The organism is Amycolatopsis pigmentata (assembly GCF_042684065.1).
GTDB classification, from domain to species: domain Bacteria; phylum Actinomycetota; class Actinomycetes; order Mycobacteriales; family Pseudonocardiaceae; genus Amycolatopsis_E; species Amycolatopsis_E pigmentata.
In genome coordinates this window covers 1,217,658-1,241,742 of record NZ_JBHUKR010000004.1, presented here as the reverse complement: position 1 = coordinate 1,241,742, position 24,085 = coordinate 1,217,658, and the positions used below count along the sequence as shown (strand labels likewise).

18 protein-coding genes are annotated in these 24,085 nt (G+C 70.4%); 12 read left to right on the top strand and 6 right to left on the bottom strand.

Annotation, left to right across the window (positions count from 1 at the left end; translation table 11 throughout):
- Positions 1-9 precede the first annotated feature (9 nt).
- The 4 genes from zwf to tkt form a co-directional block, all read right to left on the bottom strand.
- Positions 10-1,539 carry a glucose-6-phosphate dehydrogenase gene (gene zwf / locus ACFSXZ_RS07415; protein ID WP_378262599.1) on the bottom strand — a complete coding sequence of 510 codons (1,530 nt, stop codon included), beginning with the start codon at positions 1,537-1,539 and terminating at the stop codon, positions 10-12.
- Between the two features lie 101 nt (positions 1,540-1,640).
- A complete protein-coding gene (locus ACFSXZ_RS07410; protein WP_378262597.1) occupies positions 1,641-3,266 on the bottom strand; it encodes a glucose-6-phosphate isomerase in 1,626 nt (541 codons plus the stop codon).
- A gap of 4 nt (positions 3,267-3,270) precedes the next feature.
- On the bottom strand, positions 3,271-4,386 hold the full coding sequence (tal, locus tag ACFSXZ_RS07405) for a transaldolase (RefSeq protein WP_378262595.1): 1,116 nt from the start codon (positions 4,384-4,386) through the stop codon (positions 3,271-3,273).
- Between the two features lie 15 nt (positions 4,387-4,401).
- Positions 4,402-6,501, bottom strand: coding sequence for a transketolase (gene tkt, locus ACFSXZ_RS07400; RefSeq protein ID WP_378262593.1), 2,100 nt, complete (start codon positions 6,499-6,501; stop codon positions 4,402-4,404).
- Positions 6,502-6,763: 262 nt separating this feature from the next.
- Here tkt and ACFSXZ_RS07395 point away from each other — a divergent pair, with 262 nt between their 5' ends.
- The 5 genes from ACFSXZ_RS07395 to ACFSXZ_RS07375 all read left to right on the top strand — a co-directional run bounded on the left by ACFSXZ_RS07395 (position 6,764) and on the right by ACFSXZ_RS07375 (position 13,019).
- Complete coding sequence (locus ACFSXZ_RS07395) at positions 6,764-7,726, top strand: heme o synthase (protein WP_378262591.1); 963 nt, start codon at positions 6,764-6,766, stop codon at positions 7,724-7,726.
- A 130-nt stretch (positions 7,727-7,856) separates the two neighbouring features.
- Entirely contained in the window at positions 7,857-10,151 is a 2,295-nt protein-coding gene (locus tag ACFSXZ_RS07390) for an ATP-binding domain-containing protein (RefSeq protein ID WP_378262791.1), read from the top strand.
- Positions 10,152-10,321: 170 nt separating this feature from the next.
- Positions 10,322-10,888 (top strand): FKBP-type peptidyl-prolyl cis-trans isomerase, encoded by a 567-nt coding sequence (locus ACFSXZ_RS07385; protein ID WP_378262789.1) that lies wholly within the window; start codon positions 10,322-10,324, stop codon positions 10,886-10,888.
- 5 nt (positions 10,889-10,893) lie between these two features.
- Positions 10,894-11,646 carry an SDR family NAD(P)-dependent oxidoreductase gene (locus tag ACFSXZ_RS07380; RefSeq protein WP_378262589.1) on the top strand — a complete coding sequence of 251 codons (753 nt, stop codon included), beginning with the start codon at positions 10,894-10,896 and terminating at the stop codon, positions 11,644-11,646.
- A 95-nt stretch (positions 11,647-11,741) separates the two neighbouring features.
- Positions 11,742-13,019 carry a wax ester/triacylglycerol synthase domain-containing protein gene (locus ACFSXZ_RS07375; RefSeq protein WP_378262587.1) on the top strand — a complete coding sequence of 426 codons (1,278 nt, stop codon included), beginning with the start codon at positions 11,742-11,744 and terminating at the stop codon, positions 13,017-13,019.
- A 58-nt stretch (positions 13,020-13,077) separates the two neighbouring features.
- On the opposite strand, the gene ACFSXZ_RS07370 is transcribed toward ACFSXZ_RS07375, so the two are convergent.
- Complete coding sequence (locus ACFSXZ_RS07370) at positions 13,078-14,421, bottom strand: PucR family transcriptional regulator (protein WP_378262585.1); 1,344 nt, start codon at positions 14,419-14,421, stop codon at positions 13,078-13,080.
- A gap of 93 nt (positions 14,422-14,514) precedes the next feature.
- On the opposite strand from ACFSXZ_RS07370, the gene hpnC reads away from it, so the two are divergent.
- From hpnC to hpnH, 7 genes are all read left to right on the top strand, one after another.
- On the top strand, positions 14,515-15,357 hold the full coding sequence (gene hpnC, locus ACFSXZ_RS07365) for a squalene synthase HpnC (protein WP_378262583.1): 843 nt from the start codon (positions 14,515-14,517) through the stop codon (positions 15,355-15,357).
- Positions 15,354-16,211 (top strand): presqualene diphosphate synthase HpnD, encoded by an 858-nt coding sequence (hpnD, locus tag ACFSXZ_RS07360; RefSeq protein WP_378262581.1) that lies wholly within the window; start codon positions 15,354-15,356, stop codon positions 16,209-16,211. Before hpnC ends, hpnD begins: the two co-directional genes overlap by 4 nt.
- Positions 16,208-17,638 (top strand): hydroxysqualene dehydroxylase HpnE, encoded by a 1,431-nt coding sequence (gene hpnE, locus ACFSXZ_RS07355; RefSeq protein WP_378262579.1) that lies wholly within the window; start codon positions 16,208-16,210, stop codon positions 17,636-17,638. Before hpnD ends, hpnE begins: the two co-directional genes overlap by 4 nt.
- A 163-nt stretch (positions 17,639-17,801) precedes the next feature.
- Positions 17,802-18,812 carry a polyprenyl synthetase family protein gene (locus ACFSXZ_RS07350; protein WP_378262577.1) on the top strand — a complete coding sequence of 337 codons (1,011 nt, stop codon included), beginning with the start codon at positions 17,802-17,804 and terminating at the stop codon, positions 18,810-18,812.
- Positions 18,812-20,713: a squalene--hopene cyclase gene (gene shc, locus ACFSXZ_RS07345; RefSeq protein ID WP_378262575.1), complete on the top strand. Its 1,902-nt coding sequence runs from the start codon at positions 18,812-18,814 to the stop codon at positions 20,711-20,713. The genes ACFSXZ_RS07350 and shc overlap by 1 nt, the downstream gene beginning before the upstream one ends.
- Positions 20,710-22,179, top strand: a complete 1,470-nt coding sequence (gene ispH / locus ACFSXZ_RS07340) for a 4-hydroxy-3-methylbut-2-enyl diphosphate reductase (RefSeq protein WP_378262573.1) — start codon at positions 20,710-20,712, stop codon at positions 22,177-22,179. Before shc ends, ispH begins: the two co-directional genes overlap by 4 nt.
- Before the next feature lie 2 nt (positions 22,180-22,181).
- Positions 22,182-23,186 carry an adenosyl-hopene transferase HpnH gene (hpnH, locus tag ACFSXZ_RS07335; RefSeq protein WP_378262571.1) on the top strand — a complete coding sequence of 335 codons (1,005 nt, stop codon included), beginning with the start codon at positions 22,182-22,184 and terminating at the stop codon, positions 23,184-23,186.
- Between the two features lie 5 nt (positions 23,187-23,191).
- Here hpnH and ACFSXZ_RS07330 read toward each other — a convergent pair whose 3' ends face one another.
- On the bottom strand, positions 23,192-24,049 hold the full coding sequence (locus ACFSXZ_RS07330) for a helix-turn-helix domain-containing protein (RefSeq protein ID WP_378262569.1): 858 nt from the start codon (positions 24,047-24,049) through the stop codon (positions 23,192-23,194).
- Positions 24,050-24,085: the final 36 nt, after the last annotated feature.

Here is a 24,085-nt window from a genome sequence, read left to right as displayed (position 1 = left end):
GCTCGGAATTCACGGCCGCCTCCAGTTCCGCCCGGACCGCGCGAGCAGGTCGTCCGCCGACTGCGGTCCCCAGCTGCCGGGGGCGTAGGGCTCGGGCGCGCCCTGCTTGGCCCAGTGCTCCAGGACCGGGTCGAGAATTTCCCAGGACAGCTCGACCTCGTCGTTGACCGGGAACAGCGACGGCTCGCCGAGCAGCACGTCCAGGATCAGCCGCTCGTAGGCCTCCGGGGACGATTCGGTGAACGCGTGGCCGTAGCCGAAGTCCATCGTGACGTCCCGGACCTCCATCGTGGTGCCCGGCACCTTCGACCCGAAGCGCAGCGTCACGCCCTCGTCCGGCTGAACCCGGACGACCAGGGCGTTCTGGCCCAGTTCCTCGGTGTCGGTGCGGTCGAAAGGCAGGTGCGGCGCGCGTTTGAAGGCGATCGCGATCTCGGTGACCCGCCGGCCCAGCCGCTTGCCGGTGCGCAGGTAGAACGGCACCCCGGCCCACCGCCGGTTGTCCACGGCGAGGGTGACGGCCGCGTAGGTCTCGGTGGTGGAGTCCTTGGCGAAACCGGCCTCCTGCAACAGTCCCGGAACCTTCTTGCCGCCTTGCCAGCCGCCCGCGTACTGCCCGCGCGCCGTCGTCTCGTCGAAGGGCGGCACCGGTTTGGTCGCCGAGAGCACCTTGATCTTTTCCGCCCGGAGGGCACGCGGCTCGAACGAGACCGGCTCCTCCATCGCGGTGAACGCGAGCAACTGCAGCAGGTGGTTCTGGATCACGTCCCGGGCGGCGCCGATCCCGTCGTAGTAGCCGGCACGCCCGCCGAGCCCGATGTCCTCGGCCATCGTGATCTGCACGTGGTCGACGTAGTTGGCGTTCCAGATCGGCTCGAAGAGCTGGTTGGCGAAGCGCAGCGCCAGGATGTTCTGCACCGTCTCCTTGCCGAGGTAGTGGTCGATGCGGAACACCGACTCCTCGGGGAAGACGTCGTTGACGATCGCGTTGAGTTCCCTGGCGCTGGCCAGGTCGTGCCCGAAGGGTTTCTCGATGACGACCCGGCGCCAGCTCTTGTCGTCGCCCTGGGCCAGGCCGGAACGGGCGAGTTGCTTGGTCACGACGGGGAAGGCGCCCGGCGGGATCGAAAGATAGAACGCCGTGTTGCCGCCCGTGCCCCGCTCGGTGTTGAGGTGGTGCACCGTGTCGGCGAGCTTGTCGAACGCGGCGTCGTCGTCGAAGCTGCCTTGGACGAAACGGATTCCCTCGGCCAGCCGCTGCCACACCGATTCCCGGAAGGGGGTGCGGGCGTGCTCGGCCACCGCGTCGTGCACCAGTTGCCCGAAGTCCTCGTCGGCCCAGTCCCGCCGGGCGAAACCGACCAGCGAGAACCCGGCGGGCAGCAGGCCCCGGTTGGCCAGGTCGTAGATCGCCGGCATGAGCTTCTTGCGGGACAGGTCGCCGGTCACCCCGAAGATCACCAGGCTCGACGGCCCGGCGATCCTCGGCAGGCGCTTGTCACGGGGATCGCGCAGCGGGTTCGTCCACCGCTCGGTCACAGTATTTCCTCCGCGATTTTGTCGCTGTGGTCACCCTGACTGCCGCGGGTGGACACGAGGGGTGTCACTGAATCTCCTTCACTCTTGGGAAGAACGGCCGTTCATCCGGCCGACTGGACCGCGCGGACCAGGTGCGCCAGCCCCGCGGCGCGGTCGGTCAGGTGCAGGCGCAGTACCGGCCTGCCGTGCCCGGCCAGGACCTGCCCGTCGCCGAGGGCCTGCGCGTGCTGGAGTTTGCCCAGGGTGTACGGGCGGCCGGGCACCTCGAGGTCGTTTTCGGGGTCGCCGGTGATCTGCAGGAAGATCCCGTTCTGGTGGCCGCCCTTGTGGTACTGGCCGGTGGAGTGCAGGAACCGCGGGCCCCAGCCGAACGTGGTCTGCAGCCCGGTGTGCCGCGCGAGTTCCGTGCGCAGCAACGCCGCCGAGGCGTCGTCGAGGCGGTCCAGGTAGGCCTGGACCGCGAGATAGCCCTTTTCCGGTGCGGTGGCGAGGAATTGCCGGAGCACGTCGGTGAGGTCGCCGTCGCCGGAAACCCCCGCCGAAGCGAAGACCTGCACCGGGCCGTCCACAGTGGACGGTGTCTCGCCGCCCTCCAGTTTCGCCGGGTCGTCCAGCAGATCACGGGCCGCCTGCTTGGCGGCCTCGACGTCCGGCTGGTCGAACGGGTTGATCTCCAGCAGCCGCCCGGCGATCGCCGTGGCGAACTCCCACAACAGGAACTGCGCGCCCAGGGGGCCCGTCGTCACGATCCGGGCGGCGCCGTCCGGCCTTCCGACCGCCACCGTGGTCGCGTCCGGTCCCGCGTCGGCGAAGCCGGGCGCGTCCGGTCCTTCCACCACGACCGGAAGCAGTCCGGTGCCCTGCTTGCCGGTCGACTCGGCGATCAGCTGCTCGGCCCAGTCCGGGAAGCCGGTCAGCGTGGCGGGGCTGCCGGTGTCCGTCGTCGCCACGACGACCTTCTCCGCGCCCTCGTCGTGCGCCGCCGCCCAGGCGGCTCCCAGCAGCAAGGCCGGGTTGCCGGGCTCGTCGGCCGAAAGCACGGGGGCGACGGCGGCCGCCTGGTCGAGCAACCGGGCCACGTCGGCGCCGGCGAGCCCGGACGGGACGAGCCCGAACGCGGTGAGCGCCGAATAGCGGCCACCGACGTGCGGGTCGGCGAGGAACACCTTGCGGTAGCCCTCGTTCGCGGCCAGGTCCGCCAGCGGCGACCCGGGATCGGTGACCACCACGATCCGGCTCGCGGCATCGATCCCGGCCTCGGCGAAGGCCTTCGCGAAGATCCGCCGGTGGCTGTCGGTCTCCACCGTCCCGCCGGACTTGGACGAGACCACCAGCACGGTGCGCTGGAGGTCGCCGGCGAGCGCGTCGGCGACCTGACCCGGATCGGTGGTGTCCAGCACGGTGAGCGCGGCACCCTCGGTCGCCGTGATCACCTCGGGCGCCAGCGAGGACCCGCCCATCCCGGCGAGGACCACGCGGTCCACGCCCTCGCTCCGCAGCTCCTCGCGCAGCGACTCGATCTCGCCGATCAGCGGGCGCGAGGTCTTGTGCAGCGTCGTCCACGAAAGCCGGATCGACGCCTCGGACTCGGCCGCGGCCCCCCACAGCGTCGGGTCCGCGGCGGCGAGTTTGCTCGCGACCTGGTCCGCGACCAGCTTGCCGATCAGTGGCGCGGCCTTGGCCGCCAGGTCGCCGTTGGCCTCGACGGTCGTTTCTGCCCCCGGCATCGGCTCAGCCCTTCGCCTTCTCGACCTGACCGGACACCGAGTCGAGAAGCTCCTGCCAGGACTTCTCGAACTTCTCGACGCCCTCGTCCTCCAGGGTGCGGAACACGTCCGGCACGTCGATGCCCGCCGCGGAGAGACGGTCGAACACCTCCTGGGCCTGCGCCCCGGTCCCGGTGACCTTGTCGCCTTCGACCGCCGCGTGGTCGGCCACGGCGAACAGCGTCTTCTCCGGCATGGTGTTGACCACTCCGGCGACCACCAGCTCGTCGACGTAGCGAGTGTCCGAATAGGACGGATCCTTCACCCCGGTGGAGGCCCACAGCGGCCGCTGCGGGTTGCCACCCGCCTGCGCGAGCGCCTGCCAGCGGTCCGTGGCGAAAAGCTCCTCGAAGGCGGCGTAGGCGAGCCGCGCGTTGGCGATCGCGGCCTTCCCGCGCAGCTGTTTCGCCTCGTCCGTGCCGATCGCGTCGAGCCGCTTGTCGACCTCGGTGTCCACCCGGGAGACGAAGAACGAGGCGACCGACTGGATCGAGCGCAGATCGTGCCCGTTGGCCTTCGCCTGCTCCAAGCCGGCGAAGAAGGCTTCGATCACCTTGCGGTAGCGCTCGACCGAGAAGATCAGCGTCACGTTGACGCTGATGCCCTCGGCCAGCGTCCGGGTGATGGCGGGCAGGCCCTCTTCGGTGGCCGGGATCTTGACGAAGATGTTCGGCCGGTCCACCGCCTTCCACAGGTCCTGTGCTTCGGCCGCGGTCTTCTCCGCGTCCTTGGCCAGGCCCGGGTCCACCTCGATGGACACGCGGCCGTCCACGCCGCCGGTGGCGCGGTAGACGTCACGGAAAAGGTCCGCGGCGTTGCGCACGTCGGTGGTGGTCAGTTCGCGGACGATGGAGGCGAGGTCGGCGCCGCGAGCGGTGAGCTCGCGGACCTGCTCGTCATAGGCCTCGCCCTTGGCCAGCGCGTTGGCGAAGATGGTCGGGTTCGTGGTCACGCCGACCACGTGCCGGTCCCGGATCAGCTCGGCGAGGTTGCCGGTGTCGAGCCGTTCACGGGAGAGGTCGTCGAGCCAGATGGACACGCCGGCACGAGACAGCTGAGCAAGCAGATCGTTGTCGCTCATGGATGTCATCCCCTTTCAGGATTCGCGGGTCTTCGCCAGCGAGCGGCGCGCGGCGTCGGCGACGGCGTCGGCGGTGAACCCGAACTCGCGGAAAAGAGTCTGGTAGTCGGCCGAAGCACCGAAGTGCTCGATCGACACGATTTCACCGGCGTCGCCGACGAAGCGGTACCAGGGTTGCGCGATGCCCGCCTCGACCGCCACCCGGGCTTTCACCCCGGAGGGCAGCACGGACTCGCGGTAGTCCTGGTCCTGTGCCTCGAACCACTCGACACACGGCATGGAGATCACCCGGGTTCGAACCCCTTCCGATTCCAGGGCCTTCCGGGCAGCCACGGCCAGCTGAACTTCCGAACCGGTGCCGATGAGCACCACGTCCGGCGTGCCGTCGCTGTCGGCGAGCACGTAACCGCCACGGGCCACTCCTTCGGCCGAGGTGCCCTCCAATACGGGAACGTTCTGCCGGGTCAGTGCCATTCCCGACGGGTGGTGCTTGTCCTCCAGCACGGTCTTCCAGGCGGCGGCCGTCTCGTTGGCGTCGGCGGGCCGGACCACGTTCAGGCCCGGGATGGCGCGCAGCGCCGCCAGCTGTTCGATCGGCTGGTGCGTCGGGCCGTCCTCACCGAGACCGATCGAGTCGTGCGTCCACACGTAGATCACCGGTGCCTTCATCAGGGCGGCCAGGCGGACCGGCGGGCGCATGTAGTCGCTGAAGATGAGGAACGTGGCGCCGTACGGGCGGGTGCCCCCGTGGAGCGCGATCCCGTTGAGGATCGATCCCATCGCGTGCTCGCGGACCCCGAAGTGGAGGGTCCGGCCGTAGGGGTTCGCCTTCCACATGCTCGTGGAGGCCTTCTCGGGGCCGAAGGAGTCGGCGCCCTTCATCGTGGTGTTGTTGCTCTCGGCCAGGTCCGCCGAACCGCCCCACAGCTCGGGCAGCACGTCGGCCAGCGCGGAGAGCACCTCACCGGAGGCCTTGCGGGTGGCGATGCCCTTCGCGTCGGGCTCCCAGGACGGCAACTTGTCCGCCCATCCCTCCGGCAGGCTCCGGGTGGACAGCCGGTCCGCCAGCGCCTTGCGCTCTGGGTTGGCCTCGGCCCACTTCGCGTAGCGCTTCTGCCACTCGCCACGCCACTTCTCGCCCCGCTCGGTCGCCTTGCGGGTGTGCGCGAGCACCTCGTCCTCGATCTGGAAGCTCTTCTCCGGGTCGAAGCCCAGGATCTCCTTGACCGCCGCGACCTCGTCGGCGCCCAGCGCCGCGCCGTGCGCCTTGCCGGTGTTCATCTTCTTCGGCGCGGGATAGCCGATGATGGTGCGGAGCAGGATGAAGGAGGGCCGCGGGTCCGCCTTGGCCGCCTTGATCGCCTCTTCGATCGCGACCACGTCCTCGCCGCCCTCGACGACCTGCACGTGCCAGCCGTAGGCCTCGTAGCGGCGGGCGGTGTCCTCGGACAGCGCGATGGTGGTGTCGTCCTCGATGGAGATCTTGTTGTCGTCGTAGAAGACGATCAGGTTCCCGAGCTCCTGCCGCCCGGCGATCGAGGACGCTTCGGAGGTGACCCCCTCCTCGATGTCGCCGTCGGAGGCGATGACGTAGATGTGGTGGTCGAAGAGACTTTCACCGGGAGCGGTGTCCGGGTCGAGCAGCCCACGCTCGCGGCGGGCGGCCATCGCCATGCCGACCGCGTTGGCCAGGCCCTGGCCCAGCGGGCCGGTGGTGGTCTCCACGCCCGGCGTGTGCCGGTACTCCGGGTGCCCCGGTGTCCGGGAGTCCCACTTGCGCAGCTGCTCCAGGTCCTCCATCTCGAGGCCGTAGCCGGCCAGGAAGAGCTGGATGTAGAGGGTGAGGCTGCTGTGCCCGGCGGAGAGGACGAACCGGTCGCGCGCCGGCCACTCCGGGTCGGCCGGGTCGTGACGCATCACGCGCTGGTAGAGGGTGTAGGCCAGCGGCGCCAGGCTCATCGCCGTGCCGGGGTGACCGCTGCCGCAGTTTTCGACCGCGTCCGCGGCGAGCACGCGGACGGTGTCCACGGCGCGGGTGTCGAGGTCGGTCCAGTCGGCGGGAACGTTCCGCCTGAGCAGAGGGCTGGTCTCGGCGAGATTGGCGGTTTCGGACACTGAGCTCGAACTCCCGTGCTGTCGTAGTTGGTGTTTCTTCCAGGCCGGAGATGGTGCCGCACGCGATCACCGGAGAGTCCGTCGCGGGGGCGGACCGTGCGCACCACCACAAACCAGGCCCCCCGGCGGCCAGCCTAGTGGCTGGCTACCCGAAGGTGGCAGGCGTGACACCCGAACCCCCAGCACCAAGGCCGGAAGCGGGCGTGATTACGATCTGTGGCAAGGGTCGCCCCGCGCGGCCTACCTCGATCCAGGGAGCGACATGGCGTCGGTGAACACTGCGCGCGGCCGCAGTGACCGCGTCGACGCCACCGGGCCGTCGCGGGTCGCCCGCCTGGGCCGCCTCGCCGGCGCCTACTTCGCGCTGACGAAACCGCAGGTCATCGAGCTTCTGCTGGTCACAACGATCCCGGCCATGTTCCTCGCGGGCCGGGCGATCCCGTCGCCGTGGCTGATGCTGGCCACCCTCGCCGGCGGGACCATGGCGGCGGGCAGCGCCAACGCGCTCAACTGCGTGATCGACGCGGACATCGACAAGGTGATGAACCGCACTCGCCGCCGTCCGCTGGTCCGTGACTCGGTGCCGCGCCGCAACGCCGCGGTGTTCGGGATCGCGCTCGGCGCCGCGTCGTTCGCGATGCTGTACCTGACGGTGAACCTGCTCGCCGCGGTGCTCGCGGTCACGACCATCCTGTTCTACATCTTCGTCTACACGCTGGTGCTCAAGCGGCGCACCGCGCAGAACGTGGTGTGGGGCGGGGCCGCCGGCTGCATGCCGGTGGTGATCGGCTGGGCCGCGGTGACCGGCACCGTGCAGTGGCCCGCCTTCGTGATGTTCGGGGTGATCTTCTTCTGGACGCCGCCGCACACCTGGGCGCTGGCGATGAAGTACCGCGAGGACTACGAACGGGCGGGCGTGCCGATGCTGCCCGTGGTCGCCACCGAGGAGCATGTGGCGCGGCAGATCGTCGTCTACTCGTGGGTGATGGTCGGCTGGACGCTGCTGCTGGTGCCCGCGACGAGCTGGCTGTACGCGGGTTTCGCGCTCGTCGCCGGAGCCTGGTTCCTGTTCTACGCGCACCGGCTTCACGGTGAGGTCAAGCGCGGGGCCAAGACCAAGCCGATGGCGTTGTTCCATCGCTCGAACACCTATTTGATGGTGGTCTTCTGCGCGCTCGCGATCGACTCGGCGATCGGGATGCCGGCCCTGGGCCTGCCGCTGTAGCTGGGGGAACGCCACCGGCGCGCCGCGTTCGTTCACCCACGGGGGAATTCTTCCGCCGGTAGACTCGTTGGTCATTGCGCTCGGCGAAACGGCCGGAATCCTCCAAGCGAAAGCGAGTTGCTCTTTGTCCCTGTCGGCGGAACGGGAACCGGAGAACAGGACCGAAATCGCGGCCGAGCAGGACTACGTGTCGATGCTCTACCGCAAGCTCGACGCCGAGCGGGAGGGCGCGCAGCGCAGGCTGACCGACGCGCTCGGCCGCACCGGCGGGACGCCCCAGGCGAGGACGGAGCGTGACGTGTCCGCCTCGATGTATTCGGAACGTCTCGCCCAGATCACCGCGGTCGAGCAGGGGTTGTGTTTCGGCCGCCTCGACTTTCTCGACGGCGAGGCCCACTACGTCGGGCGGATCGGCCTCTTCGACGAGGAGGGCGGTTACGAGCCGCTGCTGCTCGACTGGCGCGCGCCCGCTGCCCGGCCGTTCTACCTCGCCACCGCGGCGTCGCCGGAGGGAGTGCGCCGCCGGCGGCACATCCGCACGCTGAGCCGTACCGTCGTCGGCGTCGACGACGAGGTGCTCGACCTGCACGCGGCCGATCAGGGACACGACCTCGGGCTCGCCGGGGAGGCGGCCCTGCTGGCCGCGCTGGAACGCCGCCGGACCGGCGAGATGAGCGACATCGTCGCCACGATCCAGGCCGAGCAGGACCGGATCATCCGTGACGAACTCGGCGGTGTGCTGGTCGTGCAGGGCGGTCCCGGCACCGGCAAGACGGCGGTCGCGCTGCATCGTGCCGCCTACCTGCTCTACACCTACCGGGAGCGGCTGGCCGGACGCGGTGTGCTGGTGGTCGGCCCGAACACCACCTTTCTCCGCTACATCGCCCAGGTCCTGCCGTCGCTGGGGGAGACCGGGGTGCTGCTGTCCACGGTCGGGCAGCTGTTCCCGGGCGTGCGCGCCACCGGACAGGACTCCCGCGAGACCGCTGAGATCAAGGGCCGGGCGGTGATGGCCGACGTGCTCACCCAGGCGGTCCGGGACCGGCAGGAGGTGCCCGAGACCGCTCTGGAGGTCGAGTTCGACGACACCGTGCTGACGCTCGACCGCGTGAGTTGCGAACGAGCCCGCGCCAAGGCGCGCGCCACGCGCCGCCCCCATAATCCCGCCCGGCGAGTGTTCGTCGAGGAACTGCTCGAAGTGCTCGTCGACCAGGCCACGGAGGGGTTCGAGGTCGGTCTGTTCGAAGGCGTTCCCGAAATTCCGGTGGAGGAGGGCGAAAGGACGGACGCGACCGTACTCGACGCCGGGGACCACGCCGAGATCCGGGCCGAACTCGCCGCTTCGGAGACCGTGCGAGCCGCGCTCGACTCCCTGTGGCCCACGCTGACACCGCAACGCCTGCTGCGAGAGCTGTTCGCGTCGCGGGAGCGCCTGGACAGTGCGGCGGCGGCCCTGACGGAAGCGGAACGGGACCGGTTGGTGCGCCCGCCGAAGTCTTCGTGGACACCGGCCGACGTGCCCTTGCTCGACGAGCTGGCCGAACTGCTCGGTGTGGACGACACCGACCGGCAGGCCCGGCGTGCGCGGCGGGAGCGCGAGGAACGCGCCTACGCCGAGGGCGTGCTGGACATCCTGGAGCAGGACGAGGAGATCGCCGACGAGGAGATCCTCCGGGTCGCCGACATCCTCGACGCCGAACTGTTCGCCGAGCGGCAGCAGCGGCGGGGTGAACTGACCGCCGCCGAGCGCGCGGCCCGTGATCGCACGTGGACCTTCGGGCACGTGATCGTCGACGAGGCACAGGAACTGTCCCCGATGGACTGGCGCCTGCTGATGCGCCGGTGCCCGAGCCGGTCGATGACCCTGGTCGGCGATGTCGCGCAGACCGGCGCCCCCGCGGGCGCTTCGGCCTGGCAGGACGTCCTCGGCCCGCACGTGGGCGACCGGTGGCGGTTGCGCGAGCTCACCGTCAACTACCGCACGCCGGTGGAGATCATGTCCCTCGCCGCGGCCGCGCTGGCGCGGGTGGACCCGGGCCTCCGGGTGCCCCTGTCGGTGCGGGAGAGCGGCGTTTCCCCTTGGCAGCGCCCGATTTCCGAAGTCGGGCTGCGCTCCGTCGTGGACGGCGAGCTGGCGGCGGCGGACGGTGGGACGGTCGGTGTGCTGTGTCCGCCGGAGTGGATCGAGCGGCTGCGGGCGGATCTGCCCGACGACGAGCGACTGTCATTGTCCACAGTGGACGATGCGAAGGGGCTGGAGTTCGACGGCGTGGTGGTGGTCGCCCCGGAGGAGATCGTCGCCGGATCCCCGCGCGGGTGGAACGACCTCTACGTGGCGCTCACCCGTGCCACGCGCCGGCTCGGCATCGTCCCCGTGCGTGAAGAGTGGGAACTCTCGGCCGGAGAACGGGAAATCGTGGGCTGAGGCCCATCGCGGGGAGGCAACACCGGGTACCGGAAATCGACTGGTCAACGCCGGTTAAGGTGAGCGCCATGCGTACTGGACCGTTCGTTACCAATCCGACGGCAGCCACGGCGGAAACGGATGTCGACGAGCAGATCGGCTGCGGACCGTATCGGCCTTCTTTCAGTCGGATCGGTAACGTTGGCAAGATCGTGATCGTGGTCGCCGCCGCGCTGAGCCTCGCGGGGTGCGTCAACAGCCAAAAGGCCTCGGACTATCCGCCCGGCGACGGGCCCGCGTATCCGGCGCCGAACCCGGTGGGCGCGTCCTCGTCCGCCGCGAAGCCTTCCACGCAGGCGCGGGTGTGCACCGCCGACGACATCAAGGTCGCCGGCGACCCCGGCGCCAAGCCGTCGATCACGATCCCCGACACCTGCACCGCGCCCACCACCTTGCTGGTCAAGGACCTCACGCCCGGAACCGGTCCGGCCGCCAAGGCGGGCAGCGCGCTCACGGTGAACTACGACCTCGTCACGTGGTCGGACAAAGTGGACCAGGGGGCGCACCCGTTTTCCTTCACCCTCGGCAAGGGCCAGGCCGTGCCGGGCTGGGAGCAGGGACTCAACGGCGTCAAGCAGGGCGCGCGGCGGCTGATCGTGGTCCCGCCGGACCTCGGTTACGGGCCGTCGGGCAACCAGCAGGTCAAGCCGAACGAGACGCTGGTCTTCGTGGTCGACGTGACACAGGTCGCCGGCTGACGCCGATGGAGCTGCGCGGGGCGGTCGTGGTGGTGACCGGCGCGTCGTCGGGCATCGGCGCGGCCACCGCGCTGGAGCTGGGACGGGCCGGTGCGAAGCTGGTTCTGCACGGCCGTGACCCTGCACGGCTCGCCTCGCTGGCCGGCCGCACCGGCGGATTGACTCTGCCGGCCGACTTCGCCGACACCGAGGCGGTGAGCCGGGTGGCCGCGGAGGTCACCGAGCGGTTCGGCACGGTGGACGCGCTGGTCAACAACGCCGGGATCGGCTGGGCGGGGGCGTTCTCGGAGATGACGCGGGAGCAGGTGCGGGACCTGATCGCGGTGAACCTCACCGCGCCGATCGAGCTGACCCGCGCCCTGCTTCCCGCCTTGAGCCCCCAGGGCCGGGTCGTCTTCGTCACCTCCATCGCCGGGCGCACCGGCGTCGCGGGGGAGGCGGTGTACTCGGCGGTGAAGGCCGGTCTCGACTCCTTCGCCGAAAGCCTGCGGTTCGAGCTGGCGGGCACCGGTATGAAGGTCGGTGTCGTGGTTCCGGGTGTGGTGGACACCGAGTTCTTCGCCCGGCGGGGGCGTCCCTACGAGCGCCGCTCGCCGCGGCCCGTGCCGCCGGAACGGGTCGCCGCCGCGGTGGTCCGCGCGGTGCGCGACGGCCGCGCCGAGTCCTACGTCCCGCGCTGGCTACGCGTACCCGTGGCCGTGCGCGGTCTGGTTCCCGGTCTGTATCGCGGCCTTGCCGCGCGTTTCGGAGGCTCCTGAGGTTCCTGCGGGGGTCTGGGGGCTTGCCCCCAGCGGGGGTGTGGGGGCCGTGCCCCCACAAAACACCGGGCACCGTTGCTGCGATGATCACAAGCGTGGCTGAACAGCGAGCGGAACGGGTGCCCTCGTCGGACGCGTTCTTCCTGCACGTGGAATCGCCCGCGGCACCGCATCATGTGGGTGGGCTGATCATGCTGGACACCGCGAAGGCGGGCGGGCCGCCCCGGCGGGAGCAGGCGATCGCGGCGATCAAGGCGAAACTCCCGGCCCTGCCCCGGTTCCGCCTGCGGCCGTCACCGTCGTCACGGTGGCGTCGTCCCCGCTGGGTCCCGCACGAGGACCTCGACTGGGAATGGCACGTCCCGGCCTTCGACCTGACTCGCCCGGACGGGCGTCCCGGCGGGATGTCCGCGCTGCACGAACTGGTGGCCGGGCTGTCCGCGCGGCCGCTGCCACGCGATCGCCCGCTCTGGCGGTTCTGCCTGGTGGCGGGGGTGGAGGAGAACGTGGCGGCCATCGTGTCGCTGGTGCACCACTCGGTCGCGGACGGGATCGGCACGGTCAACCTGATGCTCCGGCTGTTCGACTCCCCGGATCTCACCGCGGGCGTCGAGGACGTGGTGCTTCCGAGCCTGCCGCGGCGGATTCTGGGCGGTGTGATCGGGTTGGCGCAGTTGGCCACCGACCGCCGGCCGCGGGCGGCACTGCCGGTGAGCCCGGTCGCGGAGCGCCGCTTCGCCACGCTGGCACTGGACCTGGACACGGTCCGGCATCTGGCCCGGGCGCGCGGGGCCCGCGTGACCGACCTGTTGCTGTCCGGGACCGCCGGGGCGCTTCGCCGGATCAGTGACCACCCGCTCCCGCCGACGCTGCTGGTGAACGTGCCGCTGATGGCGGCCGAGATCAGACCCGGCAAGGACGGCGGCGTGGGGAACATCACCGCGGGCGTGATGGTCGAGGTTCCCCTGGGCGACATGCCCGAGCGAGCCCGCTTGGCCGCGATCGCGAAGGCGACGAACCGTCTGCGCACGGGCACCCGCGTGATCGCTTCGAGGTTCGTCATGACCAGGATCGCGGACCTGATGCCGCCCGCGTTCCACGCGTGGTTCGCCCGGGCCGTCTATGGCGGGAAGTTCTTCAACGGCACCGTGTCCAACATGCCGGGGGCCACCTGGCAGGTGACCGCGCTGGGGGAGTACCCGCTGATCACCGCCTACCCGATCATCCCGATCGCGCCGGGGACACCGTTCGTGGTGGGGGTACTCGGCTGGTATGGCGTGTTCTCGATGACCGTCGCCACCGACCCGGCCTTCGCGGGTGACGCCGAACGGTTCGTGGACGAGTTCCAGAAGGTCCTCGACGAACTGAGCTAGCGCGGCGGCCGTTCCCGCCCGTCTCCGCAAATCCGATCGCGCGCCTCTGAAACACAGCCTAGGTTTCGGGGCCGCCCCAGGCGAGGGCGAGGGTGAGGCGGCGGCGGTTGTCGGGATCGTCGAGCGCTTCACCGAAAAGTTCCCTCAACTGGCTGAGGCGGTAGCGGACGGTCTGCGGGTGGATGTGCAACTCCTCGGCGACCGCCCGGCGGTCACCGAGGTGACGCAGCCAGGACACCAGCGTCTCGCACAGCCGCTGCCGGGTGACCGGGCCCACCTCGGACAGCGGCGCGAGACACTGGGCGCGCAGCGCGTCGAGCAGCCGCGGATCGCGGTGCACGATGATCGCGTCGAGGTGCTCGTCGACGAACACCGGATCGTCCGCGAGGACATGGGACCGGCGAAGCTGGACGGCCACCTCGGCCACGCGCATGCTGGCCGGCAGCTGGGCCAGCGGCACCGCGTGGCCGACCACGGCCCCGGCCCCGCGCAGCGCGGTGGCCAGCCGCTGGCGCCGTTGCGGTCCGTCGGGATCCGGGATGATCGCGCAGACCATCCGCTCCCGCCGCACGTGCAGGCACGAATGGTCCAGACGCGCCAGCAGCGCGGTACCGACCGGGTTGTCCGGCTCGACCAGGATCACCGCGGCCTCGCGGGGTACCGGCCAGTCCACCCTGGCCGCGGTGGCGCGGATCGCCTCCGAGTCCGACCGGTCCGACAGCAGCATGTTGCCCAGTTCGTCGCGCAGCCGTTCCCGCGCCGCCGCGGCCTCGGACTGCTCGAGCACGTAGCCGCGGGCCGACGCCGAGGAGAGCTGGTCGACGAAGATGAACACCGCTTCGGCCAGTGAAGCGAACACGTCGGAGGGGACGCCGACCTCCAGGGCCACCTCGGCCACGTGATGCCAGGCCACCCTGGCCCCGATCTGGTAAGCCGAAAGCAGGCTGGTCAGGTCCCTGCCCTGCTGCCACTGGGCGCGGCCGATCTCTTCGAACAGCGGCTGCTCGCCCAGGCCCTCGGCGGGCCGGTCGGAGGCACCGGACAGTTCGGTGATGTCCCATTTGGCCATGCCGACCAGGCGGTGCACGAACATCGTGGCCGAAACGAGCACCTCGTCGCGCTCGGTGTGCATGAACTCCGCGTAGTCCGGCCAGTGGTCCGACAACAGCCTGGTGACGTCGTCGAGCATGCGGGGCAGCCGGTCGGCGATCGCCATCGCGAGATCGTCGAGTTTGACTCCGGTGGGCGTCTCGGCGCCGTCCGCCTGGGACGGCACATTTCCCTCGCCACCGGTCAGGTCGCCGATTTCCGGCGGTTTCCGTCGCGTTCTCGGTTCGTTCACCACTTCCCCGGCTGCCTCCCCGCTCTGCTTCCGCTCGTTTCGCCACCCCGCCCTGGTCATGCGTCCATACTGTTCGCTCGTGACAACCGGGGCATCCCCGAATTTGTTTCCCGTGTGAAGAACCCGTGAGCCCTCTGGATGGATTATGGGCCGATGGGACGGGCACCGGCAGGTCATGACACGGTCGGGCAGGCGCGGCTGCGCGAAAAGAAACACGCCGAGAACTTCCCGGTAGCGTTACGGATACTCCCCCGGGACCTGCGGCGTGACCTGGGCGCGCTCTACGACGTGGCCAGGGTGATCGACGACCTCGGCGACGAATCCGCCGGTGACCGCACCGCGGCGCTCCTGCGTTTCCGGGAGGACCTGGCGCGGGTCTTCGACGACGGGCAGCCGCAGGAGCCGGTGCTGCGCAGGCTGGTCGTCACGGTCCGTGCGCGCGGGCTCGACCTCGAACCGTTCGATCGGCTGGTTCAGGCCAACCTTCAAGACCAGACCGTCACCAGGTACGCGACGCAGGACGACCTGGAGGCGTACTGCGTGCTCTCCGCCAACCCGGTCGGGCGCATCGTGCTGCGGATCTTCGGCGTCCGCTCGGCCGAAGCGGAACGGCTTTCCGACCGGGTGTGCACCGCGCTGCAGCTTCTCGAGCACTGCCAGGACGTGGCCGAGGACCACCGCGCGGGCCGGATCTACCTGCCGCGTCGTGACCTGGCGGCGTTCGGGGTGGACGAACGGGACCTGACCGGGGTCAGGCCCGCGGTGGCAGCCCAGTCCCGGCGGGCGATGGAACTGCTGACCGAAGGCGCCCCGCTGGTGCGCCGCCTGCACGGCTGGGCCCGCCTGGCCATCGCCGGCTACGTGGCGGGCGGGCTGGCCACCGCCGACGCGCTGAGGCGCGCCGACTGGGAGGTCCTGGCGGGTCCGCCCAAGCCGAGCCGCCGGGACCTGTTCATCCACATGATCGAACTTCTGGGAGGTCGCCGGTGGGCGTGACGGAGGTCGAAGAGGCGTACGTGGTCTGTGAGTCGATCACGAGGACCGAAGCGCGCAACTTCTACTACGGCATCCGGTTGCTCACCCGGCGCCGCCGGTCGGCCTTGTGCGCCGTCTACGCCCTGGCCCGCCGCATCGACGACATCGGTGACGGTGACCTGCCGACCGCGGAGAAAGCCGATCAGCTGGAAGAGGTCCGCAAGTCGCTGGCCGCGCTGGAAACCGCCGTCGACCCGGTGTATGTCGCCCTGGCCGACGCGGCACGCCGGTTCCCCATCCCGTTGACGGCCTTCGAGGAACTTCTCGACGGGGTCTGGATGGACATCGAAGGGCGGCGCTACGACACCTTCGACGAACTCACCACCTACTGCCGCTGCGTCGCGGGTTCGATCGGGCGGCTCTGCCTGGGAGTGTTCGGCAGCAAGCCGCATCCGGACGCGGCCCGGTACGCGGACTCACTCGGCATCGCGTTGCAGCAGACCAACATCCTGCGCGACATCCGTGAGGACCTGATGAACGGACGGGTCTACCTGCCCCGTGAGGATCTCGAGTCCTTCGGCGTCGAGTTGAAGCTCGACGAAGCGGGCCGGCTCGCCGATCCCGACGGCAGGCTGACGGCCCTGATCCGGCACTGTGCGGCTCGCGCGAACGAGTGGTACGAAGACGGTTTGCGCCTCGGGCCGCTGCTCGACCGGCGCAGCGGCGCCTGCTGCCTGGCGATGGCCGGCATCTACCGCAGGCTCGGCGAGCGGATCGCCGAGCGTCCTTCGGACACCTTCGACCGCAGGCTTTCCCTGTCCGGCAAGGAAAAACTGGTCGTGGCGGTGCGCGCGCTGACCGGGAGACAACCATGACACCCCTCCGTGACGTCGTGGTGGTCGGCGGCGGCCTGGCCGGGATCACCGCCGCGCTGGCCTGCGCCGACGCGGGACTCGACGTCACGCTGCTGGAGTCACGGCGCCACCTCGGTGGTCTGACCCACTCGTTCCGCCGGGGCGAGATCGAGGTGGACAACGGCCAGCACGTCTTCCTTCGCTGCTGCACGGCCTACCAGGAGCTGTTGCGCAGGCTGGGGGTGAGTGACAAGGCGTTTCTGCAACCGAAGCTGGCCATTCCCGTCCGTTCGCCGCGACTGGCCGAGCCGGTGTGGTTGCGCCGCAACGGTTTGCCCGCGCCCCTTCACCTCGCCGACTCGGTGCTGAAGTACCGTCCGCTCAGGCTGGCCGACCGGTTGCGGTTCGCCGGTGCCGCGCTCGCCTTGCGCGGGGTCGACCCGGCGGCGCCGTCGTCGGACGCGCAGTCGTTCGCGACCTGGCTCGCCACTCATGGCCAGAGCGCGGACGCCGTCACCAAACTGTGGGACCTGGTCGGTATCGCGACCCTCAACGCCCCGGCCACCGATGCTTCCCTCGGACTGGCCGCCACCGTGTTCCAGCTCGGTCTGCTCACCGACGCGGCCGCGGCCGACATCGGCTGGTCCAAGGTGCCGCTGCGGAAACTGCACGGTGATCCGGCGCACTTCGCGCTCACCTCGGCGGGAGCCAAGGTGGCGACCGCGACGAAGGTGACGGGGCTGCGCCGCGAGGGGAACGAGTGGCTCGTGAGCGCGGGGGAGACGTCGGTGACGGCCCGCGCGGTAGTCCTCGCTGTGCCGCCGGCCGCCGCGGAGCGCCTGCTGCCGCCGGGCAGTGTGGACCTGCCGGAGGGATGGGCGGCGGGCCTGGGCAGTTCCCCGATCGTCAACGTGCACGTGGTCTTCGACCGCCGGGTGATGGATCAGCCGTTCGTCGCCGCGGTGGATTCCCCGGTGCAGTGGGTGTTCGACCGCACGGAACCGTCCGGTGTGGACAGTGGTCAGTACGTGGCGGTGTCGATGTCCGCGGCCGACGAGCTGATCGACGCGCCGGTGCACGCGATCCGGGAGCGGCTCCTTCCCGCGCTGCGGGAGGTTTTGGGGACTGGGGCGGGGGTACGGGATTTCTTCGTCACACGGGAGCGGCACGCGACCTTCCGCCCGGCTCCGGGGTGCGCGGCACTGCGCCCCGGGCCGGTCACCGGCGCCGACGGGCTGGTGCTCGCCGGTGCGTGGACCGCGACCGGGTGGCCCGCGACGATGGAGGGCGCCGTCCGCAGCGGTGTGGCCGCGGCCGGCGCCCTGCTCGAGCAGCATGCCGAGAAAAAGGGAGGGGATCCTCGCATGACAACACTCACGTCGATCCGGGGCGAGCAGAGCGCCGACGAAGCGCGCCGTCCGCGCAGAGTGCCGGAGGAACAAGTATGAGACTCCTTGTGCCGACTCGCGGCTGTCATGGTGACCACAGAGCGCGCCCTCTTTATCCGCTACCGGGGCGGCAGGGCGCCTATCCATGCGACGTGACGCGCACTGCCAAAGAGCGCCCTGTCGACACGGTCGCGGGGGCGCGCGAACTCGCGGAGGAAACGTCATGACCGCCGTACTCGATTCCCTGCAGCAGGGACGGCAGACGGTCCAACCCGCACTGCGGGCCGCGATCGACCGCCTCGACCCGACCAGCCGGTCGATCGCCTACTACCACCTCGGCTGGACCGACCTCGACGGCAACCCGACCTCGGGTGGCGGCAAGGCGGTCCGTCCCGCGCTGGCGCTGCTGTCGGCGGAAGCCGCCGGTGCCGCGCCCGAAACCGGGCTGCCCGGGGCGGTGGCGGTCGAACTGGTGCACAACTTCTCGTTGCTGCACGACGATCTGATGGACGGCGACACCGAGCGGCGGCACCGCCCGACCGTGTGGGCCGTACGCGGCGCGGCGAGCGCGATCCTCACCGGCGACGCGATGCTTTCGCTGGCCCAGGAAGTGCTGCTGGAGGTCGACGGCCCGGCCGCGGTGGCCGCGGCACGGCTGATGTCGGAGGCCGTCAACGAACTGATTCGCGGCCAGGTCCTCGACGTCGCCTTCGAAAAACGGCATGACGTGTCCCTCGACGAATGCCTCGACATGGCCGCGGGCAAGACGGGCGCCTTGCTGTCCGCCAGCACGGCGATCGGCGCGGTGCTGGCCGGAGCGCCGGCCGCCACGGTCAGCGCGCTCGCCGGGTTCGGCGCCGACCTGGGCCTGGCCTTCCAGTTGGTCGACGACGTGCTCGGCATCTGGGGCGAGCCGTCGACCACCGGTAAGCCGGTGTATTCGGACCTGCGGGCGCGCAAGAAGAGCCTGCCGGTCACCTACTCGATCACCCACGGCGGCGCGATCGGCCGGGAACTATCCGCCTGGCTGGCCGCCCCGGACCAGCCCGACGAAGCGAGCCTGCGGCATGCGGCCGATCTCGTCGACCAGGCCGGTGGCCGTCGCTGGGCGCTGGACGAGGCCCATCGCCGGATGACCGCCGGGCAGCACAAGCTCGAAGAAGCCGAGATCGGCGACCACGCGCGGGAGGAACTGCTTTCACTCGCGCGGTTCATCGTGACGAGGGAGGCTTGATGCCCGAAAGTCTGTCCGCGAAGGAGGAAACGGCGGAGAGCCTCGCGCTGGACCGCGCGGTGGCGCACCTGAAGGGGCTGCAGGCCGAGGGCGGCTGGTGGAAGGGCGAACTGGAAACCAACGTCACGATGGACGCCGAAGACCTTCTGCTGCGGGAGTTCCTGGGCGTCCGGGGTGCGAAGGACACCGAGGAAGCCGCGCGCTGGATCCGTTCGCAGCAGCGGGACGACGGCACCTGGGCGAACTTCTACGGCGGTCCCGGCGACCTTTCCACCACGGTCGAAGCCTGGGTCGCGCTGCGGCTGGCCGGTGACGATCCCGGCGAGCCGCACATGCGGGCCGCGGCGGAGTTCGTGCGGGCGGGCGGGGGCCTGGAGGCCAGCCGCGTGTTCACCCGCATCTGGCTGGCGCTCTTCGGCCTGTGGTCGTGGGACGAACTGCCCACCATGCCCCCGGAACTGATCTTTCTGCCGTCGTGGTTCCCGCTCAACGTTTACGACTGGGCGTGCTGGGCACGTCAGACCGTGGTGCCCTTGACGATCGTTTCCACGCTCCGTCCGGTCCGCCCGCTCCCGTTCGACGTCGACGAGATCCGCACGGGGACCAAGCCGGGGGGCCGGCTGGTCGCGCCGTGGACCTGGCGCGGCGCCTTCCACTATCTCGACAAGGCGTTGCACCAGTACGGAAAGCTGCCCGTCCAGCCGCTGCGCAAGCGGGCCATGCGGGAGGCGGCCGAGTGGATCCTCGCACGGCAGGAGGCGGACGGCTCGTGGGGCGGTATCCAGCCGCCCTGGGTCTATTCCCTTTTGGCGCTGCACCTGCTCGGCTATCCGCTCGACCACCCCGCGATGAGAGCCGGCCTCGAAGGACTGGAGGGGTTCATCATCCGGGAGGACACCCCCGAGGGCCCGGTTCGTCGCCTGGAAGCTTGCCAGTCGCCGGTATGGGACACCGGGCTCGCGGTGATCGCGCTGGCCGACGCCGGTGTGCCGCCCGACGATCCGGTCGTGGTGAAGGCCGCGGACTGGCTGCTCGGCGAGGAGATCCGGCAGCCCGGCGACTGGGCGGTGCGCCGCCCGGCCACCCCGCCCGGTGGATGGGCGTTCGAATTCGCCAACGACGTCTATCCCGACGTCGACGACACCGCCGAGATCGTGCTGGCGCTGCGCCGTGCCGGTCACCCCGATCCGCGCCGCCTGAAGGAGGCGATCGACCGCGGGGTGACCTGGGCGCGGGGCATGCAGTCCGCCGATGGCGGCTGGGGCGCGTTCGACGCCGACAACACGCAGCGGCTCACGCTGAGCCTGCCGTTCTGCGATTTCGGCGCGGTGATCGACCCGCCGTCGGCCGACGTCACCGCGCACGTGGTGGAAATGCTGGCCGCGGAAGGACTTTCGGGCGAAACCGAATGCCGGCGCGGAGTGCTGTGGCTGCTCGACGACCAGCGTGAGGACGGTTCGTGGTACGGCCGCTGGGGTGCGAACCACGTCTACGGCACCGGCGCGGTGGTCCCGGCACTGGTGGCCGCCGGGGTCTCGCCCTCGGCGGTGCCGATCCGGCGGGCGGTGGACTGGCTCGCCGCGCACCAGAATCCGGACGGCGGATGGGGCGAGGACCTGCGCTCCTACCGCGATCCCGAGTGGATCGGCCGGGGCACTTCGACGGCTTCGCAGACGGCCTGGGCGCTGATGGCGCTGCTCGCCGCGGGCGAGCGTGAATCGTCCATTGTGGAGCGTGGCGTCCGATGGCTGGTGGAGCACCAGCGCCCGGACGGCACCTGGGACGAGCCGCAGTTCACCGGAACCGGGTTCCCGGGTGACTTCTACATCAACTACCACCTCTACCGGATCGTGTTCCCGGTCTCCGCGCTCGGGCGGTATCTGAAGGGCTGGCCCACATGACCGGGGTCGTCTGCGCGCCGATGCGCCTGGAGGCCGCTGCGTTGCGGGGGCCGGGGATGCGAGTGCTGCACACCGGCATGGGGCCACGGCGGGCGGCCGAGTCGGCGGCCCGGCTCGGTGAGGCACCCGTCCTGGTCGCGGGAGTCGCCGGGGCGGTGACCGACCGGGTGCGGCCGGGAGACCTGGTGGTGGCCACCGAACTCGACGGTCCGCGCGGGCGGGTTCCGGTGCCCTCGGCCCCGCTGCTCGCGGCCGCCCTGCGGCGGCACGGGCTGACCGTCCACACCGGACCGATAGCGTCTTCGGACGTGATCGTGGAGGGCGCCGAACGGGTCCGGCTCGCCGACGGCGGCGCGCTCGCGGTCGACATGGAGTCATCCGCCTTCGCCGCCGCACCGGGCCCGCTGGCCGTTGTCCGTTCCATTGTGGACACTCCGGGGCATCCGCTGTGGCGGCCGGGCACGGTGTTGCGGGGCATCTCCGGGTTGCGCTCGCTGCGCACCGCCGCGGGCGTGCTGCGGGAGTGGTGCGAGGCGGCCGGTCCCGGCGAGATCCTGCTCGCCAGCCCCCGCTCGTTCTGTGCCGGGGTGGACCGGGCCATCGAGATCGTCGAGCGCGCGCTCGAACGTTACGGCGCCCCGGTTTACGTGCGGCGGCAGATCGTGCACAACGTGCACGTGGTGCGGCGGCTGGAAAAGCTGGGCGCGGTGTTCGTCCAGGAGGTCGACGAGGTGCCCGCCGGGGCGCGGACCGTGCTGGCCGCGCACGGCGTCGCGCCGTCGGTGCGCGCGGCCGCCGCGGACCGCGGGCTCCAGGTCATCGACGCCACCTGCCCGCTGGTCACCAAGGTGCACAACGAGGTGCGCCGGTATTCCGCGCGAGGGGACACGGTGTTCCTGATCGGGCACGCCGATCACGAGGAGGTGGAAGGCACACTCGGCGAGGCGCCCGAGCACGTGGTGGTCGTGGAGGACGCGGCCGCCGCCGCGCAGGTGCGGCCGCGCGATCCGGACAGGGTGGCCTACGCGATGCAGACCACCCTGGCCGTCGACGAGGCCGAGGAGATCGCGGGCGTGCTGCGGGAGCGGTTCCCGGCGATGTCGGCCCCGCGCCGGGACGACATCTGTTACGCCACGACGAACCGCCAGCGTGCGGTGCGCGCCGTGGCTGACGAGGCCGATCTGGTGCTGGTGGTCGGCTCCGCCAACTCGTCCAACTCGAAGCGGCTGGTCGAGGTGGCACAGCGGCGGGGCACCCCGGCGCACCTGATCGACGATGTGTCCGAAGTGGACCTTCGCTGGCTGGCGGGCGCCCGGCGCGTCGGCATCACCGCGGGTGCTTCGGCACCCCCGCACCTGGTCGACGAGCTGACCCGGTGCCTGACTGGTCTCGGCCGCCGTTTCGTGCGGGAAAGCCAGGTGGCCGATGAGGATGTCGTTTTCACGTTACCGCGGGAGGTGGGGTAGTCATGGCAATGCCGTTACGGCAGTCGATCCGGCTGGGCGCGTACCTGGCCAAGCAGAAGCTGAGGCGCCGGGAGAAATACGCGATCCTGGTCGAGCTGGAACCGCTGTTCGCGTGCAACCTCAAATGCGGTGGGTGCGGCAAGATCCAGCAGCCCGCCCACCTGCTCAAGCAGCGGATGCCGGTGCAGCAGGCGGTCGGCGCGGTCGAGGAGAGCGGCGCGCCGATGGTCTCCATCGCCGGCGGCGAGCCGCTGATGCATCCGCAGATCGACGAGATCACCCGGATCCTGCTGGAGCGCAACAAGATCGTCTTCCTGTGCACCAACGCGCTCCTGCTGCCCAAGCACATCCACAAGTTCAAGCCGCACCGCAACTTCGCGTGGATGGTGCACATCGACGGCCTCGAAGAAAAGCACGACGCCTCGGTGCGCAAGGAAGGCGGCTTCCAGGCGGCCGTCGACGCGATCAAAATGGCCAAGGACGCCGGTTTCCGGGTGATGACGAACACGACGTTCTTCAACACCGACGCCCCGCAGGACGTCATCGACGTGCTCGACTACCTCAACGACGAAGTCGGCGTGGACAACATGCAGCTCTCGCCGGGTTATGCCTACGAGAAGGCGCCTGACCAGGAGCACTTCCTCGGCGTGCAGCAGACGCGCGAGTTGTTCACCAAGGCCTTCGCCGGGGGCCGGCGGAAGAAGTGGCGGCTGAACCACTCTCCGGTGTTCCTGGACTTCCTCGAAGGCAAGCGGGACCTGGAGTGCACCCCGTGGGGCATCCCGTCGTACTCGCTGCTGGGCTGGCAACGGCCCTGCTATCTGCTCGACGACGGGTACGCCAAGACCTGGCGGGAACTCATCGAAGAGACCGAGTGGGACAAGTTCGGCCGGGGCAAGGACCCGCGCTGCGCCAACTGCATGGCGCACTGCGGCTACGAGCCCACCGCGGTCATCGCCACCACCTCGTCGCTGAAGGAAACGCTGCGCGCCGCGGTCGGCACGTAACCCTGCTATCCGCGGCTTCGGGAGTATCCGGCCGGGGTTTCGCCGTAGTTTTTGCGGAAGGCGCGGACGAAGTGGCTGCTGTCGGCGAACTGCCAGCGTGCCGCGACCTGTGAGACGGTGTACCCGGCGGCCAGCTCACGACGCGCTTCCTCGAGCCGGCGGCGCCGGATGTAGGCGCCGACCGGTTCGGCGGTGGAGGTGAACGCGCGGGTCAGGGTGCGCACGGAGACATGCAGTTCGCGGGCGAGCAGCCTGGGCGCCAGCTCCGGATGGGCGAGTCGCTGATCGGCGAGCTCACGGGCGGCCCGGACAAGCGCGGGCACCAGGGCAGGCTCTGCGTCGTCGACGTAGCGATGCGCCACGCCGCGGGCCAACTCGATCAGTGCGCTCCGTGCCGCCTCGACACCGGTTCCGGCGAGTTCGCCGATCGTCTCGTGCAGCAGGCTCGCATGGGCCAGCAGCAGACGTACTTCGGGCGTGGCGGCCGGGCCGGTTATCGGCGTGGTCATGGCTTCGGCCATTTCTGGCGGCAGCCCAATGGTCACACCCGACGTGTGCGGGGTCATTTCGTAGCCGTTCAGTCCGTTCGAACGCCGCATCGTGAAACGACCGGCGTCGAGAACGGCCTCGGTGCGGCCGTATCGCAGTGTCCAGGCGCCGCGCCGCACCACGAACAGCCTGAGCGTGTCCTCGGTGTCCGCGGATGTCTCGACCGCCAACCTGGTCACCGTGGAGAAGTCGGTGACGACGACATCCCTGGCCCGGGAATCACGGGTACGCACCTGGGTTTTCTCGCTGGTGCCCGGGGCGCATGGTGCCGGTGCACCACCGCTGCTCTTCCCGCCATCCGCCTGCTCACTCACAGGGTTCATTGAACCAGGTGGCCTCGAAGTTCCACG